Annotated in this window: 14 protein-coding genes; 4 read left to right on the forward strand and 10 right to left on the reverse strand. The window is 69.1% G+C overall.

What is annotated here, in order from left to right; translation table 11 throughout:
- Positions 1-54 precede the first annotated feature (54 nt).
- Positions 55-1500, forward strand: coding sequence for an FAD-dependent oxidoreductase (locus tag ACPEH8_RS12255; RefSeq protein ID WP_423666894.1), 1446 nt, complete (start codon positions 55-57; stop codon positions 1498-1500).
- 12 nt (positions 1501-1512) lie between these two features.
- Here ACPEH8_RS12255 and ACPEH8_RS12260 read toward each other — a convergent pair whose 3' ends face one another.
- Positions 1513-1794, reverse strand: coding sequence for a hypothetical protein (locus tag ACPEH8_RS12260; protein WP_206147395.1), 282 nt, complete (start codon positions 1792-1794; stop codon positions 1513-1515).
- A 70-nt stretch (positions 1795-1864) separates the two neighbouring features.
- Positions 1865-4024, reverse strand: a complete 2160-nt coding sequence (locus ACPEH8_RS12265) for an ATP-binding protein (protein WP_423666897.1) — start codon at positions 4022-4024, stop codon at positions 1865-1867.
- Between the two features lie 326 nt (positions 4025-4350).
- Here ACPEH8_RS12265 and ACPEH8_RS12270 point away from each other — a divergent pair, with 326 nt between their 5' ends.
- Entirely contained in the window at positions 4351-5223 is an 873-nt protein-coding gene (locus ACPEH8_RS12270; RefSeq protein WP_136005699.1) for a methylglyoxal synthase, read from the forward strand.
- Positions 5224-5233: 10 nt separating this feature from the next.
- On the opposite strand, the gene ACPEH8_RS12275 is transcribed toward ACPEH8_RS12270, so the two are convergent.
- The 3 genes from ACPEH8_RS12275 to ttcA form a co-directional block, all read right to left on the reverse strand.
- A complete protein-coding gene (locus tag ACPEH8_RS12275) occupies positions 5234-6010 on the reverse strand; it encodes a M48 family metallopeptidase (protein ID WP_017355647.1) in 777 nt (258 codons plus the stop codon).
- A gap of 93 nt (positions 6011-6103) precedes the next feature.
- Positions 6104-7009, reverse strand: a complete 906-nt coding sequence (locus ACPEH8_RS12280) for a recombination-associated protein RdgC (RefSeq protein WP_017355646.1) — start codon at positions 7007-7009, stop codon at positions 6104-6106.
- A gap of 49 nt (positions 7010-7058) precedes the next feature.
- Positions 7059-7964 carry a tRNA 2-thiocytidine(32) synthetase TtcA gene (gene ttcA, locus ACPEH8_RS12285; RefSeq protein ID WP_192813862.1) on the reverse strand — a complete coding sequence of 302 codons (906 nt, stop codon included), beginning with the start codon at positions 7962-7964 and terminating at the stop codon, positions 7059-7061.
- A 91-nt stretch (positions 7965-8055) separates the two neighbouring features.
- Between ttcA and ACPEH8_RS12290 the strand changes: the two genes are divergently transcribed.
- Positions 8056-8265, forward strand: coding sequence for a YdcH family protein (locus ACPEH8_RS12290; RefSeq protein WP_017355303.1), 210 nt, complete (start codon positions 8056-8058; stop codon positions 8263-8265).
- Positions 8266-8318: 53 nt separating this feature from the next.
- On the opposite strand, the gene plsB is transcribed toward ACPEH8_RS12290, so the two are convergent.
- The 5 genes from plsB to ACPEH8_RS12315 all read right to left on the reverse strand — a co-directional run bounded on the left by plsB (position 8319) and on the right by ACPEH8_RS12315 (position 14851).
- Complete coding sequence (gene plsB, locus ACPEH8_RS12295; RefSeq protein ID WP_017355302.1) at positions 8319-11009, reverse strand: glycerol-3-phosphate 1-O-acyltransferase PlsB; 2691 nt, start codon at positions 11007-11009, stop codon at positions 8319-8321.
- Entirely contained in the window at positions 11009-11977 is a 969-nt protein-coding gene (locus ACPEH8_RS12300) for a hypothetical protein (protein WP_229296578.1), read from the reverse strand. Before ACPEH8_RS12300 ends, plsB begins: the two co-directional genes overlap by 1 nt.
- Positions 11978-12139: 162 nt before the next feature.
- Positions 12140-12964, reverse strand: coding sequence for a S1 family peptidase (locus tag ACPEH8_RS12305; RefSeq protein WP_229296579.1), 825 nt, complete (start codon positions 12962-12964; stop codon positions 12140-12142).
- Between the two features lie 244 nt (positions 12965-13208).
- Positions 13209-13928: an orotidine-5'-phosphate decarboxylase gene (gene pyrF / locus ACPEH8_RS12310; RefSeq protein WP_017355299.1), complete on the reverse strand. Its 720-nt coding sequence runs from the start codon at positions 13926-13928 to the stop codon at positions 13209-13211.
- On the reverse strand, positions 13925-14851 hold the full coding sequence (locus ACPEH8_RS12315) for a 5'-nucleotidase, lipoprotein e(P4) family (RefSeq protein ID WP_026070654.1): 927 nt from the start codon (positions 14849-14851) through the stop codon (positions 13925-13927). The genes pyrF and ACPEH8_RS12315 overlap by 4 nt, the downstream gene beginning before the upstream one ends.
- Before the next feature lie 111 nt (positions 14852-14962).
- On the opposite strand from ACPEH8_RS12315, the gene ACPEH8_RS12320 reads away from it, so the two are divergent.
- Positions 14963-15625 (forward strand): YceH family protein, encoded by a 663-nt coding sequence (locus ACPEH8_RS12320; protein WP_017355297.1) that lies wholly within the window; start codon positions 14963-14965, stop codon positions 15623-15625.
- The last annotated feature ends 82 nt before the right edge of the window (positions 15626-15707 follow it).

Below are 15707 nucleotides of genomic sequence, written 5' to 3' on the forward strand. Positions count from 1 at the left end.
GCCCCGTAGTGCCGGGCTCTGCCCGGCAATCTCGACCAAACATCCGAGCACGCCATGAGCCGCAAGCACGCCTTCCAGTTCCTCGACCTGCCCCGGACCATGCCGCAGCGCATTCCGGTGGAACTGCGCACCTCCGGCGACTGGGGTGAGCTGTACGGCAAATTTGGCAAAGAGGACGCCCAGTTCCAGGCCGGCCGCTGCCTGGACTGCGGCAACCCGTACTGCAGCTGGAAGTGTCCGGTCCACAACGCCATCCCGCAGTGGCTGCAGCTGGTGCAGGAAAACCGCATCCATGAAGCGGCCACGCTGTGCCATTCCACCAACCCGCTGCCGGAAGTGTGCGGCCGGGTGTGTCCGCAGGACCGCCTGTGCGAAGGCAGCTGCACGCTGGAGGAGTTCGGCGCGGTGACCATCGGCGCGGTGGAGAAGTACATCGTCGACACGGCCCTGGCCACCGGCTGGCGCCCGGACCTGAGCGCGGTGGAGGCCACCGGCAGGCGCGTGGCGGTGATCGGTGCCGGCCCGGCCGGCCTGGCCTGTGCCGACAAGCTGGCCCATGCCGGCGTGCAGGCCGTGGTGTACGACCGCTATGAACAGATCGGCGGGCTGCTGCAGTTCGGCATCCCCAGTTTCAAGCTGGACAAGGCGGTGATCAGCCGCCGCCGCAACGTACTGGAAGGCATGGGCGTGCAGTTCCGGCTGGGCGTGGAGATCGGCCGCGACATCAGTGTGGACCAGCTGCTGGCTGAGTATGACGCGGTGTTCATCGGCACCGGTGCCTACCGCTACACCGATGGTGGCCTGCTCGGGCAGGACCTCAAGGGCGTGCTGCCGGCGCTGCCGTTCCTGGTACAGAACAGCCGCATTGTCGGTGGCAGCGACGCGCATGGCCGGCCCATTGCCGGCTGGGAGGACCAGATCGCCCTGCCGGACCTGGAGGGCAAGCGGGTGGTGGTGCTCGGCGGTGGCGACACCGGGATGGACTGCGTCCGCAGCGCGGTGCGCCTGGGCGCGGCCAAGGTGACCTGTGCCTACCGTCGCGACGAGGCCAACATGCCCGGCTCGGCGCGCGAAGTCGCCAACGCGCGCGAGGAAGGCGTGCGCTTCCTGTTCAACCGCCAGCCGTTGTCGATCGAAGCCGGTGCCGACGACGAGGTGATCGGGGTGATGGTGGTGGAAACCCAGCTCGGCGAGCCCGACGCGCAGGGCCGCCGCAACGCGGTGCCGATCGACGGCAGCGAATCCCTGCTGGAAGCGGACGTGGTGATCATCGCCTTCGGCTTCTCGCCCAGCACGCCGGCCTGGCTGGCCGCGCACGGGGTGGAAGCGGGCCAGAACGGCCGCATCGTGGCCGGTGGTGCCGGCCGGTTGCCGTTCCAGACCGCCCACCCGCGCCTGTTCGCCGGTGGCGATGCGGTGCGCGGTGCCGATCTGGTGGTGACCGCCGTGGCCGAGGGCCGCGACGCGGCCTCCAGCATCGTCCAGCTCGTTACCGCCTGACGCATCGTGGGATCAGGCGGCGCGGGCGGCCTGCGGGTCGATGCCCGCGCGTTCGATCTCCAGCGCCATCAGCAGCTGGATGTTGTCCAGCTGGGCGCGGATACGCGCATTGCTGACCGCGTCGTCGTGGCTGCCCCCCATGTGCGCCTCCAGCATGCGGGCCAATCCGGCCAGCAGCAGCTCCGCGTCGGACGCGGGCGCCTGCCGCAGCACGCCCGCCAGGGTGCGCAGGCGGGTGGTGCGGTCGCCCACTGCGCGCGGCACCGGGATGGCAGCGGAAGGGATCGGGGTCATGGCAGGTACTCCAGGGCGGGGGATCACCGCGCCACTGTCGGTCAGGGCCGAATCCGACACCATGCAACTATTACGAAAACTCCACCCCCCGCAGCCCGGCCAGGTAGCGCTCCACCCCGGCGCTGAACCGGTCCAGCCCGGCGCGGCTGTCCACCAGCGGAGCCTCTTCCAGCGCCCGCATCAGCCCGCGCGCCTGCTTGCCCAGCCGGCGAGCGCCGACCACACCCAGCCCCCCTGCCATGCGATGCAGGCACGCGTTGACGGCCTGGGCGTCGCCGCCGGCCGTGGCCCGGATCAACCCGGACAGGTCGGCCTGGGTGGTGGTCTGCATCAGCGTCAGCACCTCACGCGCGGTAGCGACCGACCCCAGTTGCCGTCCCAGCGCCTGCACGCACGGCACCGGGTCGACCGCGGCGGCCATGTCCCCGGTCGTCGTCAACAACGCCGCCAGGTGTTCGCGCAGGGCCTCCAGGGTGATCGGCTTGGTCAGCATCCGGTCCATGCCGGCCTGCTGGCACCGCTGCTGCGTCTGCGCCTGTACGCTGGCGGTGAGGCCCACGATCGGCACCGGCACCGCGCCGGACGCACGCTCGGTGCGCCGGATCGCACTGGCCAGCGCATATCCGTCCATCACCGGCATCTGGCAATCGGTGATCACCAGGTCGAATGCGCGGCCCTGCATCAGGCGCAGCGCTTCTTCGCCCTGCGCGGCCATCGTGTGGCCCAGGCCCAGCTGACGCAGCCGCCAGGCCATCAGCGCCTGGTGGATGGGATCGTCCTCGGCCACCAGCACCTGCAGGCCGGGCGCGAACACCGGCTGCGCCGCGTCGGCGTCGCGGGCGGCTACAGCGCCTGGAGCGATCGCGATCGGCAGCGTGAGTTCCAGTTCCATCCGCGTGCCCTGCCCGGGTGAGCTGTGCATGCGCAGATCGCCGTCCATCAGCCCGGCCAGCCCACGGCAGATGCTCAGTCCCAGCCCGCTGCCGCCATAGCGGCGCCCGATCGAGGCCTCGGCCTGGGTGAACGGACTGAACAGCACCGCCTGCTGGTCGGCCGATACGCCGATGCCCGTATCGATCACCGCCAGGCACAGGCGCTGCCGGTCCCCCTCATCCGCGCGCACGTCCAGTTCGATCCGCACTCCCCCGTGCGCGGTGAACTTCAGCGCATTGCTCAGCAGGTTGAACAGGATCTGGCGCAGGCGCACGCCGTCGCCGCAATGGCCGGCCGCCACCCGCGGGTCGATCCGGGAGCGCAGCCACAGCCCCTTGTTGGCCGCCATCGGCGACAGCAGGCGCTGCACATTGCCGATGATGCCGGGCAGCGTGATCGGCATGGCTTCCAGTGGCAGGGCACCGGCGTCGATGCGCGAGTAGTCCAGCACGTCGTCGAGGATCTGCCGCAGCAGGCTGGCGGCGTCGTGCACGGTGGCCAGCAGCGCGCATTGTTCCTCGTCCAATCCGGTGTCTTCAAGCACCTCGAGCATGCCCAGCATGCCGCTCATCGGGGTGCGTATCTCGTGGCTCATGGTGGCCAGGAAGTTCGCTTTGGCCGCGGCGGCGGCCTCGGCGTCGCGGCGCGCGGCGGCCAGCGCGGTGGCCTGCTCGTGCGAGGCGGTGACATCGATCCAGTAACCGCTCCATTTGACGCTGTCGTCGTCGGCGGCCATCGGCTGGCCGCGCGACCGCACCCAGCGCCAGCCCTGCGGCCCGCAGGCCCGGAATTCGACATCGATCACCGTCAGATGCGTGGCAGACACCTCCACGCTGCGCCGCAGATGCGCCTGGTCGTCCGGGTGGACCGTGGCGAACAGGCGCGACTCGTCGGCCATCGCCACCTCGGCCGACAGCCCGAACAGCGAGTACATGTCCCCGGTGATGTAGGGAAACGACAGCACACCGTCGCGCCCGCGATGGGCCTGGTACACCACCGCCGGCAGCGTGGCGCACACTTCCTGCAGGCGCCGCTCGGCGCGGTGGCGCTCGCCGGCCTCGCGGTGCAGCCGCCAGTAGCCATAGGCGTGCATCAACAGCAGGACCAGCACCATCAGCAGCAGCGGAATGGCCCAGCGCAGCAGGGAGCCGGACGCGGCGATCGGGTCCACCGTCACCTGTGCACCGGCCACCAGCCCGCCGGGCAGCGGCAGCCAGGCCACCTGCCCGCGCAGCGCCCGCTGACCGTCCTCCGGCGCGGACGCCGCCTGTCCAGGCCGTTGTTCCGTGGTGATCATTGGTTCTGCCCCCCTGCATCATGGTCGCCAACGGCAATGCGGCCCGGGCAGCGTCGAATGGCGGGCCGTCCTGCAAGGTGCGCCCACCCTCACCGCCACCGGAACATCGCCCCGCGCGGCCTGTCGACGTCATTGACGACAGACGCTGCGCTGCACCCGACTCACCCTAGCGATTGCACCCGCTGCAGCAATGAAACTTGTTGCAAACCCCTGTGTGCGTGACGCCACGCACGTGATGCGCTGCGGCGCCGTCGCATTCAAGCGGGCGCACCCCTGACATGCGATCGCATTACACTGCGGCCTCCTCCTTCTGCTGGATGCCCACCATGCGCATCGGCCTGGCCGCCAACCGCCTGCACCATCACGACAAGCACGCCGCGCTGTTCCGCTGGCTGCGCGCCAGCGACCGCGGCCTGCGCGAACTGGGGGTGGAACTGCATGCGGTCGGGCGTACCTACGATGCGATCCAGCGACTGGGATTCCTGCAGGATTTCGCGCCGCTGCGGCGTTATCCGAACGGGCGCGAGGGCGGTCTGATGAAACTGGTGGCCGAAGTGGTCGGGATGGGGACACCGGAACGCACGCTGGACGGGGCGATCTACCTGATGGACCCGGTCGATCCCTCCTCGATCTTTCCCGAAGCCACCGCGCTCAAACGCCAGTGTGTGATCCACGGCAAGCCTTTCATCTCCACCGTGGCCACCGCACGTGACTGGATCGAGATCGAGCGCGTGCATGCCGGGCTCGCCGCGGACCGGGGCGCCGATGATCTGCACGCCTTCGAACACCAGACCCTGGCGCTGATCGCGCACGACGCGATGAAACCGGCTATGCTGGCCTTCGCCGCTGAGCATTTCGAGGTGCTGTCGCGGTTCCGTACCCGGATCGGCACCGGCACCACCGGCCAGCGCCTCAACGCGCTGGCCTGGAGCCGGGGCTGGCCGCAGGACCAGGCGTGGGTGGAGCGCTACCAGAGCGGCCCGATGGGCGGCGACGCGCAGATTGCCGACCGCGTGCTGGAAGGCCACTGCCAGCGGGCGATCTTCTTCGAGGACCCGCACGTCGCACGCCAGCACGAAGCCGACATCCAGCTGCTTGAGCGCGCGGTAACCACAGTGACCGACCAGGCCGTGTGCATCACCGCACCGCGCGTGGCCGAACGCTGGGCGCAGGCGGCGGCGTTGCGCGCCCGCGCGTGAACGGCCGGCATTACAGCAATTGACGGAGCATTGCCTTGAGCCGGCGGCCTTCGCGCTGGAAGTAGTCGCGCTCGTCCTGCCAGGCCGGGAACCGCTTTTCCACCTCTGCCCAGAACGCCGGTGAATGGTTGGGCTGGATCAGGTGGCACAGCTCGTGGACCAGCACGTATTCGAACGCCGAGGGACGCCCCAGTACCAGCGCCAGGTCCAGCGCCATGCTGCCGTCCGGTGCCAGCGAACCCCATTGCGACGACATCACCTTGAGCCGCAACCGTGCCGGCGCGCGCGGCAGACCGGGCAGGTATCGGGGCAGCCACTGGCCCACGTCGGCACGGGTCTGGGCTTCGTAGAACTCGCGCAGGCTGCGTCGCAGGGTGGCCTCGTTGCCGCGCGCGGGCCAATGCATCACCAGGCCCGCCGCGTCGCGCTCGAGATGGGCGAAGCGGCCGCTCGCCCAGCGCAGCGCGACCAGTTCGCCACGCAGAGGCAGCTGGCCGGGCTCACCGATCACCAGCGGGGGCGGCAGGTTGTGCGCCTGGTAGCTGCGCAGCTGCGTGGACAGCCAGTCGCGGTGCTGCTCCAGGAAGCGCTCGCCCATCACCAGGCTGGCGCGCGGCGGCAGGGTCAGGCGTACGCCGCGCTCGTCCACGCTGAGTTTGATGCGACGCGCCCGCGGATCGCGCACGCGCAGTACATCGATCTCCGCATCTTCCAGGCGCAGTCGTACCGTGTCGCGCTGCAGGGTGGGGGCAGCCGGCGAGATCAGGCGGCGGAGGAGTCCGGACATGGCAACAGCATAGCGCTGCCCGCGCGCCGCAGATGACTGCGGGGTAGCGGGGGCGGAGCGGGGACGCTGCCCCGCTCCGGTCCGCACCTGGCGTCAATCCGCCTTGCTGAGCTTGAACGCCTCTTCCAGCAGCAGGAACAGGCGACGGACTTCGCCGCTCTGCAGGGCAAACCGCGCGTCCAGTTCGGCACGGCGGCCGTCGTCGTCGGCGTGCTCGAGCTGGTCCAGCGCACCGTCCAGGAACTTCAGCTTGCGCACGATCAGGTCATCGCCCAGCACGAAGGACAGATTGTCCTCGAACACCAGGGCCAGCTTGGTGACCTGCTTGCCGGCGTCCAGGTGCTTGTCGATCTCGTCGCAGCGCAGTTCCTGGTGCTGGCACTTGACCACGGCGCCGCCCTCGGCCGGGTCCTTCATCTCGCATTCTTCGCCCAGGCTCAGGCCGGTCGGCAGCGCCTCGCCGGCGATCCAGCCGGTCAGGATCGAGCGTGGCGCCACTTCGGCGTTCAGCGGCATCGCCGGGAAGCTGCCAAGCAGGCCGCGGATGTCGGACATCACGTTCTCGCCGGTCTTGCGGCTGGAACTGTCCACGGCCACATAGCCGTGCGCCAGGTCGATCAGCGCATCGGTACGCGAGCTCTTGATGAAGGCGCGCGGCATCAGTTCATGCAGCAGGTCGTCCTTCATGCGCTTGCGCTCGCGGCCACCGGGCTTGCGGCCTTCCTTCTCCTCGATTTCCTCGAGCTTGCGCGCCAGCAGATCGTTGACCACCGCGCCAGGCAGGATCTTGTCTTCACCGCCCACGGTCAGCCACAGGGCATCGCCGATGCGATGGGAGAACACGGCCTTTTCTTCGCGGCCGAATGGCGAGATGAAACCGCGCGAGGTCATTTCAAGCGGACCCACCGGCTTGAGCAGGGCCTGCGGCAGCAGGGTGTCGACCTCGGAAAAATCGGTGGTGGTCGGGAAGCGGAACAGCGTCAGGTTGCGAAAGAACATGGAAGTCCGGAATGAGAGCGTGGAAGGAACGCAAGGCGCGGTGCACCGGCTAGGCCGGCGGCGGTACCTCGCCGGCGTCATCGGGGGTGGGCCACCCGCCCGGGGCGGCCCGCGGGGCGTCCTGCGTGCGCCCCAGCGACAGGAAATCGAACAGGGCCGGATCAGCCAGCTGCGACGGATGGATGTTGCCCAGCGCGCGCGCGATCTGGTCGATCCGGCCCGGGTGCGCCTGCTCCCAGCCCTGCAGCATCTGCGCGACCTGGCGGCGTTGCAGGGTATCTTGGCTGCCGCACAGCGTGCACGGGATGATCGGGAACGCGCGTGCCTGCGCGTAGCGGGCAATGTCCTGTTCACTGACGTAGGCCAGCGGACGGATCACCACATGCGCGCCATCGTCGCTGCGCAGTTTGGGCGGCATCGCCGACAGCTTGGCGTGGTGGAACAGGTTCAGGAAAAACGTGGCCACGCTGTCGTCGCGATGGTGGCCCAGGGCAATCTTGGTGAAGCCATGCTCGGCCGCATGGCGGTACAGGGCACCTCGCCGCAGCCGCGAACACAGCGAGCACATCGTGCGCCCTTCCGGGATGACCCGGGTCACCACCGAGTAGGTGTCCTGCTCGATGATCTGGAACGGCACGCCGATCGAGCGCAGGTAGCCGGGCAGCACGTCGGTGGGAAAACCGGGCTGCTTCTGGTCCAGGTTGACGGCCACCAGCTCGAAATCCACCGGCGCCTTTTTCTGCAGCTGCAGCAGCAGGTCCAGCAGGGTGTAGCTGTCCTTCCCGCCGGACAGGCAGACCATCACCCGGTCGCCGGCCTCGATCATGCCGAAGTCGCCGATGGCCTGGCCGACCTGGCGGCGCAGCCGCCGCGCCAGCCTGTCCTGGTCCGCCTCGGCCGCACGCGGATCGCGGGCGCGCAGGACGGGATCGGGCAAGGGCAGGACGGCGCTCATGACGGTCATTCTACCGGCTCGCCGCCGCCCCCATCGCCACCGGGAGGTGACTGCGTTCACTCCCGTGCATCATCGTGGATGTGTATGCTCAATGGCCGTGGATACCCTGACGCCCACCGAGATCAGTACCCGTCTTGCCATGCTCCGGCAGGAGCACCGTGCGCTCGACGAACAGATCCTGCACATGGCCGCCAATGGCGAAGACGAGCTGGACGCCAAGCGCCTGAAGCGGCGCAAGCTGCAGCTCAAGGACTGCATCGCCAGACTGGAAAACATGCTGATTCCCGACGAACCGGCATAACACCCGCACCCGGCGAGCCGACCGTTGGTCGGCTGCCCTTCCTGCCGGCTGCCTCAGTCCTGTGCCACCGGCTCATCCGGCTTGGCCGCCTCCGGGCTGACCCGCTCGATGGTGTGGCGCAGCTCGCGGCCGAGGATGAACTTGGCGTCTTTGGCCCAGGCATCCAGGCGGTCGTCGAACAGCAGCTTGCTGTTCTCGTCCGGCCATACCAGCCGCAGCTCGCGCAGCTTCTGGATGAAGCCGCGGAACAGCGTGCGGTCGAAGAACTCCGGCGCGGCCGGCGCATACAGCAGGCTCAGGCGCTGCGCGGCCTGCTGGCACAGGCTTTCCAGCTCGGCCGCGCCGAGCGTGCCCGGGCCATTCTTCACCAGCACCGAGATGGCGATGTAATAGCGCTCGAACGCCTGCTGCAGCGAGTGGCCGATGGCACGCAGACGGAAGACTTCGTCGGTCTGTCCGGTGTTGCGCGCCAGGATGCCGCCGTCGTCGTCATTGACGTTCTGCAGCAGGCCCTCGCGCACGAACACGTTGATGGTCTGCTCGATGCGCTGGGCGAACTCGTCCTCGCTCCACGGCAGGAACAGCTCGGCCTGCAGGAACGGGTACACCGTGCGGCCCAGCTGCACCAGGCCGGTACGGCTCATGCGACGGTTGTTCTGGAAGCAGCACGCCACCCACGACGAGGCCGTGAACAGGTGCAGCACGTTGTTGCGGAAGTAGCTGAGCAGCACTGCCGTATCGCCGCTGACGCTGAGCACATCACCGAGCGGGTGCTTGATGCGGGTCAGGACGTTGATTTCCTCGGCATGGGCGATGATCCGCTCCGGCGAGTGCGGGGTCACCGTCACGCGATCGGAGTACGGCATCTCCACCAGCAGGGTTTTGCACAGCTCGATCTGCGCGATCAGGTCGGCCTCGCCCATCGCATGCTTGGGCGTGGACAGCAGCGCCAGCGCCAGCAGGTTGATCGGATTGACGTCGGCGGCGCCGTTGATATGCACCTGGATGCGTTCGGCCAGGTGGTCGACCGTGCCCGACAGCCACGACGGCTTCTCGTCTTCGCCGACCGGCTGCCCATTCCACTCCGGCGCCTGCTGGGCCAGCACGTCGTTGAGCGCGATCGGCTCGCCGAAGTTCACCACGACCTGGCCGTAGTTCTGCTTGAGCACCTTGGGAATGGACCACAGCAGCTGCCAGATCGATTCCTTTTCCTTGGGCCGCCCGGACAGCTCATCCAGGTAGCTGCCGCCTTCCATCAGCTTTTCGTAGCCGATGTAGACCGGCTGGAACAGCACCGGCTTGCGCGGCTGGCGCAGGAACGCGCGCAGCGTCATCGAGATCATGCCGCCCTTGGGCTGCAGCAGGCGGCCGGTTCGCGAGCGGCCACCCTCGACGAAGTACTCGATCGAGTAGCCACCCGCCACCAGCTGCGCCACGTACTCGCTGAGCACCGCCGAGTACAGCGCGTTGCCGCGGATGGAGCGGCGGATGAAGAACGCGCCTCCCTTGCGCAGCAGCGTGCCCACCACCGGCAGGTTCAGGTTGATGCCGGCCACGATGTGCGGCGGCACAATGCCACGGTCATACAGCAGGTAGGACAGCAGCAGGTAGTCCATGTGGCTGCGGTGGCTGGGCACGTAGACCACTTCGTGCCCGGGCGCGGCCGCCTTGAACTTGTCCAGGTGATGGACCAGCACGCCGGCATAGATGCGGTTCCAGACGTGGCTGAGCATGAAGCTCGCCGAGCGCACCACCGGGCTGGAATAGTCCGCGGCGATTTCCCAGGCGTAGGCATGCGCCTTCTTCCAGGCATCGGCCGGCTTGGAGTTGTCGCGCTTGGCCTGCGAGGCGATCGCCTCGCGCACGGTGTCGGCATCGAGCACCTTGTCCACCAGCAGGCGGCGGGTGGACAGATCCGGACCGATCACCGATTCACGGATACGGCGGAAGTGCGTGCGCAGCACCCGCTGCAGCTTGCGCACGGTGCGCTCGGGGTCCAGCCCCTCGTCCACGGTGGTGCGCAGGGAAATCGGCGGCGCGAAGCGCACGATGGTGCTGCGGCCGTTGAGCAGCACGGCCAGCAGGCGACGGAACCGGCCCACCAGTGCCCAGTTTTCCGAGAACAGCACGGCGAACCAGCCGCTCTGCTTGTCCGGCGCACGTCCGACGAAGATCGACACCGGCACCAGGTGCACGTCCAGCTCATCGCGTGCGCGATGGGCCTGCAGCACCTTGGCCAGCGAATCCGAATGGGTCTTGGCGCCGCGCTGCTCGGGAATCAGCGAGTTGCTGCTGCTGCGGCGGGACAGCGCCAGGTAGGCACGCCGGCGCCCGGTCGGGTCGCCGGCGATGGGCACCAGCGGCGAGGGCAGGCCGGCTTCACGGCAGGCCTTGTCCAGGATCAGCGCGTTGGACAGCCCGTAGTCTTCCAGCACATAGACCACCGGGCGGCCGTCGTTGTACTGGCCGGGATGTTCCGGTTCGATCTTCAGCGACAGCCACGGCTCGACCAGCCGGCCCAGCAGGCGCGCCCACCACGGGCGGCGGCCCACCGGGGCACGGGTTCCGGGCACGATGGCGGACGGCGCGGTTGCCGCCGGGTCGGCCGCAGCCGGCGCCTCACCGGGCTCGGCCGGAATGCCGGCAACGGGCGCGGTGTCGGGCGACGCGGACGGTGCGTCCGGCGTCTTGGGCGGCTCTTCGCCGGGGAAAGGCAGGGGATTCTGGTTCGGCATCGGCTTCATTATGGCTTAGCCGGTGCGGAAGCATCGTCCTTGACCGCAGCGGCCGCCTCTGCTTCAGCCGCCTTGGCGGCGTCATGTTCAGCTTGTGCGGCCTCGGCGGCCCGCAGCAGCGCGTCGGTGTCTTCGAGCGTCCGCGTCACGTACCAGTGGCCCTCGCGACGGGTCATGCGCACCTGTGCGTCGATCTGTTCGCCCGCCAGCGGGTACTGGATCCGCACCACGGCGGTATCGCCCTGCTGGGACACCAGTTCGCCGCGCAGTTCGGTCAGCGCCGTGTCCAGCGACAGGCCGTAACTGGCCAGCGCGGTTTTGAAGGCCTTGGCGAACGGTCCCAGCCGGCGCAGCGAACCTTCCATGCCCGCGGCCTGCAGTTGTTCCTCGGTGGACAGCGCGGCGGTCCGCGCCGTGGCCGTCAGCAGGGTGATGGTGGTGCGGGCGCGCTGTTTGTCGGTCAGCGGGGCGGCGGCCGCCCAGCGGCTGAGCGCGTCGACCACCTGGGTGTAGTGGGCGCGCTCGGTTTCGCTGTAGTCGCTCTGGTTGCGCAGGTACTGCACACCGAACAGTCCCATCGAATGCGCCGCCTGGCGCACCCCCGTGGCCTGGCCGGCAATCTGCGCGTCGAAGGCGCGCTGCAGGCGCTGCGGCGCGTCCGGCCGTGACAGCGCGGCCATCATCGGCAGGAACTGACCATCCAGCGGCAGTTCGGTCAGCGGCCAGCGGCTGCGTCCCTGGGCCCAGGCCGCCTGCAGGCGGTCGTACTGGGCCGGCGGCACCGACGCCTGCGCGTAGCCGACAAGGTCATTGTCGGCGACGAGGCGGGCAAGCTGGCGCAGGGCCGCCACCGGTTCGGCGGCTGGCGCATCCGGATCGATCTGATCGCGCTTGCACGCACTGAGCAGCACCAGGCCGCAGAACGACAGCGCCAGTACCCACTCTCGACAACGCCCTGGCATCAACGGCATGGACATGAATTCGGACTCCCCGGACCGGTCCGCATCTTGCGGCCTGCGGCCCTGCAGCGGCAAGCCGGGCCCTTGCGGCGCCACCATAGGAGGCCGCAGGTCATTGAAAAACAAGGAAAACGAACGGACACCGGCCGGGACCGGCGCGGTGCCCGTGCCCGACAGGGTCTAGTCGTGGGTCCAGGTCGCCCGGATGAAGTCGGCCATGTGCCCGTCCGACAGCCGTGCATATACGCCTGGATAGCCGGCCTGCGCGCAACCCACGCCCCAACTGACGGTCCCGAGAACCGTCCACCGGCCCTCGCGCTGCACCAGCAGCGGACCGCCCGAGTCGCCCTGACAGCTGTCGATGCCTTCCTCGCCAGCGCAGAGCACCTTGCCCGCCTGCAGGTTGGGATAGGCGTTGCGGCACTCACGGAACGGGACATAAGGCGTCTGCACGGTCTGCAGGACGGTCGGCGCGCCCGCCGGTCCTTCCAGGCCGGTGTCGCCCCAGCCGATCACGGTAAAGCGGCGACCACGGCGCAGGTAGCCGGTGTCACCGCCGAGCAGCGGCACCGCGAACTGGCCCTTGGCGATCGGGCGGCGCAGTTGGATCAGCGCGATGTCGTTGACCAGGGCTCTGCTGTCGTAGGCCGGGTGAACGTGGATGGCCTTGATGTTGGACACCCGCCGGCGCCCGGTGGTGTCCAGCGTGGTCTTGCCGGCCAGCACCGCGTAGTCACGCGGCAGCGCATCTTCCACGCAGTGCGCGGCGGTCAGCACCCAGGACGGCGAGATCAGGGTGGCGCCACACCAGTGACGCGCGTGGTCGGACTCGCCCCGGGCAAGCTGCTGCAGGCTGACCATGAAGGGGTACTGCCCGGGCTCGGCATCGATGCCGCCGATGATCCTGGGGCTGTGTCCGTCCAGCGGCGGGGTGGCCAGCGCCGGGGCGGACACCGTGGCCATGACGACGAGAGCGGCCACGGCCGCGCGGTAACGCATGTGCATGCTGCAACTCCTTTGCAGTGATGAAGAAGCGGATGACACGGCCGGGAGGGCACGTGCCGGGATCGATTCGACGGCAAAGGCGGGAGACAGACTGGGCGACGCTTCTCACTTCGCTGTGGCCAGCGACCCGGCAGCGATTGATGGATTCACTTCTGCAACCGTGCGCAACACGACAACGAGACGCGGTTCCGGCACCAAAGAACGCGTCGGTGCCGGCACACGGAGCGCCGGCACTGTGCGGGGATCAGCGCAGGACCGAGGCGATTTCGGCCTGGATCGCCAGCGCGGCGGCGCGCGGGTCGGTCGCCTGGCGGATCGGCCGGCCCACCACGATGGCATCGGCGCCATCGGCGAACGCCTGGGCAACGCCTACAGTGCGCTTCTGGTCATCGCCCACCGGGCCACCCGGGCGGATGCCGGGGCAGACAATGGAGAAACCCGGCCCGGTAGCCGCGCGGATCGGTGCGGCTTCCTGGCCGGAGGCGATGACGCCGTCGATGCCGGCCGCCCGGGCGGCCAGCGCGCGCTCGACCACCACGTCCACCGGCGCCCGGTCGATGCCCATGCCACGCAGATCGTCCTGGCCCATCGAGGTCAGCACGGTCACCGCCAGCAGGCGCATGTCGCTGCCGTTGGCGGCGGCGCAGGCCTCCATCATCGCCGGGTGCCAGCCGTGGATGGTGGCGTAGCTCACCGGCCACTGCGACAGCCGCTTGATCACCGCGGCGGCGGTGGCGGGGATATCGAAGAACTTCAGGTCGACGAAGACGCGCTTGTCGCGCGTGGCGAGCGCATCAAGCACCTGGAAGTATTCGCCGGACGCCAGCAGTTCCATGCCGATCTTGTAGAACGACACGCTGTCGCCCAGCCGGTCCACCCACGCCAGCGCCTCATCGCGTCCCGGCACGTCCAGCGCGACGATCAGGCGTTCATCATCGCGCAGCGGCAGCGGTGCCCGGCTCACGGCGCGTAGTCCAGCGCAGCGCGCTTGGCATCGTGGCGGGCCTGGCGCGACTGGCTGTAATCGTTGTTGAACTGCGCCGGCTCGAAGCCGCCGTAGGTCGGGTTGGGCAGCATCCACCAGCGCTCGCCGAACCAGTCGTGGTACTGCTGCAGCAGTGCGTCGCGGCCATCGTTGGTGTTGGCGGTGACTTCGACGAAATCGCCCAGCTGGTCGCCGAACTGCATCAGCACGCGGTACTTCTGGCCGGCCAGGCGGCGGCGGCAGTTCTTTTCGCTGCCGGCCTGCTCGCAGCCTTCCACCACGGTGCCCAGGCCGAGGAAGACGCTGTCATCGGCCACCGGCAGGCCTTCGGCGCGCAGGTTGGCGAGGGTGGCGTCCTTGAGGTGAACCGCGCGGTTGGAGATGTACAGCAGGGTCACGCCGCGGGCGTTGGCGGCCTTGGCGAAATCGACCACGCCGGGGATCGCCTTGGCCTTCTTTTCGGCCACCCACTGGTCCCAGGTCATCTCGTCGTATTCCTTGCCGTCACGCACCAGGCGCGCCTGGTAGGGCGAGTTGTCCAGCACGGTCTCGTCCACGTCCAGCACCACCGCCGGCTTCAGGCCCTTGGCTTCGTTGCCGCGCTCTTCGGGCACCAGCGCATCCCAGTGGGCTTCCTTCAGCGCGGCATCCAGGCGGTCGGCGGCGGCGCGGTAGGTCTGCTCGGTGATCGCACGGTATTCCTGCGAACGCTGCATCCACAGCACCGCATTGAGATTGTCGTTGGCGGCCACGGCGGCATCGCCGCTAGCAGCCGGTGCATCGGCAGACGCGGCGACGGTCGGGGGTGCGGCATCAGCCGGGGCTTCGGTGCGCTTGCAGGCGGTCAGCGCCATCACGGCGCAGGCAAGCACGGACAGGGGAACAGCAGCAATACGACGCATCGGGGTCACCAGCAACAGAGTCGTGCCAGTTTACCGGCTTGGCCGGCGGCGTTCATGCCGGCGGCGGCGCTCGGCTATGCTGCACCCCCTTGAAACACCGTGGAGCCCCCCGTGACCGATGACGTCCAGACCCCTGCCCTGCCCGTGCTGAGCGCGGCCCAGGCCCGCACCCTGGGCTGCCTGATCGAGAAGGAGGCCACCACCCCGGACGCCTACCCGCTGACGGTCAATGCCGCCCAGTTGGCGGCCAACCAGAAGACCGCGCGGGAGCCGGTGATGGCCCTGTCGGCCGGGGATGTGCACCACGCGCTGCGCCAGCTGGAGACGCTGGGGCTGGCCCGCCAGCAGTTCTCCTCGCGTGCCGAGCGCTATGAACACCGTGCCGGCAGTGCGCTGGACCTGACCCGCCAGCAGCTGGCGGTCCTGGGCCTGTTGCTGCTGCGCGGTCCGCAGACGGTGAACGAGCTGCTGACCCGCAGCGAGCGCCTGTTCCAGTTCCAGGACGCCGACGAGCTGCGGCACCATGTGGAGCGCATGATCCAGCGCGGCCTGGCGGTCCAGCTGCCGCGCGCCAGCGGACAGCGCGAAGACCGCTACATGCACCTGCTGGCCGGCCCGGTGGACGTGGAGGCGTTGGCGGAGGCGTACAAGGCGGCGCCGACCAGTGGTGGCGGTGGCAGCGCCGCGCTGGATGCGCGCGTGCAGCAGCTGGAGGCCACTGTGGCCGAGCTGCAGGAGCAGCTGGCGGACCTGCGCGCGCAGTTGGGCGGCTGAAGAGCAGCCGGGCAGAGCCCGGCTCTACGGGGTGTCGGACAGCGCGGTCGGGGGTGTCGGACAGCGCGGTCGGGGGTGTCGG

The organism is Stenotrophomonas sp. NPDC077461 (assembly GCF_049545475.1).
GTDB classification, from domain to species: domain Bacteria; phylum Pseudomonadota; class Gammaproteobacteria; order Xanthomonadales; family Xanthomonadaceae; genus Stenotrophomonas; species Stenotrophomonas nematodicola.

Excerpts from the sequence above, each read along its gene's own strand:
- ACPEH8_RS12315 (WP_026070654.1), bottom strand. The coding sequence starts at position 14,851 with ATGCGTCGTATTGCTGCTGTTCCCCTGTCCGTGCTTGCCTGCGCCGTG.
- ACPEH8_RS12290 (WP_017355303.1), top strand. The coding sequence starts at position 8,056 with ATGGCCGTGGATACCCTGACGCCCACCGAGATCAGTACCCGTCTTGCC.
- ACPEH8_RS12305 (WP_229296579.1), bottom strand. The coding sequence starts at position 12,964 with ATGCACATGCGTTACCGCGCGGCCGTGGCCGCTCTCGTCGTCATGGCC.
- ACPEH8_RS12275 (WP_017355647.1), bottom strand. The coding sequence starts at position 6,010 with ATGTCCGGACTCCTCCGCCGCCTGATCTCGCCGGCTGCCCCCACCCTG.
- ttcA (WP_192813862.1), bottom strand. The coding sequence starts at position 7,964 with ATGAGCGCCGTCCTGCCCTTGCCCGATCCCGTCCTGCGCGCCCGCGAT.
- ACPEH8_RS12260 (WP_206147395.1), bottom strand. The coding sequence starts at position 1,794 with ATGACCCCGATCCCTTCCGCTGCCATCCCGGTGCCGCGCGCAGTGGGC.
- ACPEH8_RS12265 (WP_423666897.1), bottom strand. The coding sequence starts at position 4,024 with ATGATCACCACGGAACAACGGCCTGGACAGGCGGCGTCCGCGCCGGAG.
- plsB (WP_017355302.1), bottom strand. The coding sequence starts at position 11,009 with ATGAAGCCGATGCCGAACCAGAATCCCCTGCCTTTCCCCGGCGAAGAG.
- ACPEH8_RS12270 (WP_136005699.1), top strand. The coding sequence starts at position 4,351 with ATGCGCATCGGCCTGGCCGCCAACCGCCTGCACCATCACGACAAGCAC.
- ACPEH8_RS12300 (WP_229296578.1), bottom strand. The coding sequence starts at position 11,977 with ATGTCCATGCCGTTGATGCCAGGGCGTTGTCGAGAGTGGGTACTGGCG.
- ACPEH8_RS12255 (WP_423666894.1), top strand. The coding sequence starts at position 55 with ATGAGCCGCAAGCACGCCTTCCAGTTCCTCGACCTGCCCCGGACCATG.
- ACPEH8_RS12280 (WP_017355646.1), bottom strand. The coding sequence starts at position 7,009 with ATGTTCTTTCGCAACCTGACGCTGTTCCGCTTCCCGACCACCACCGAT.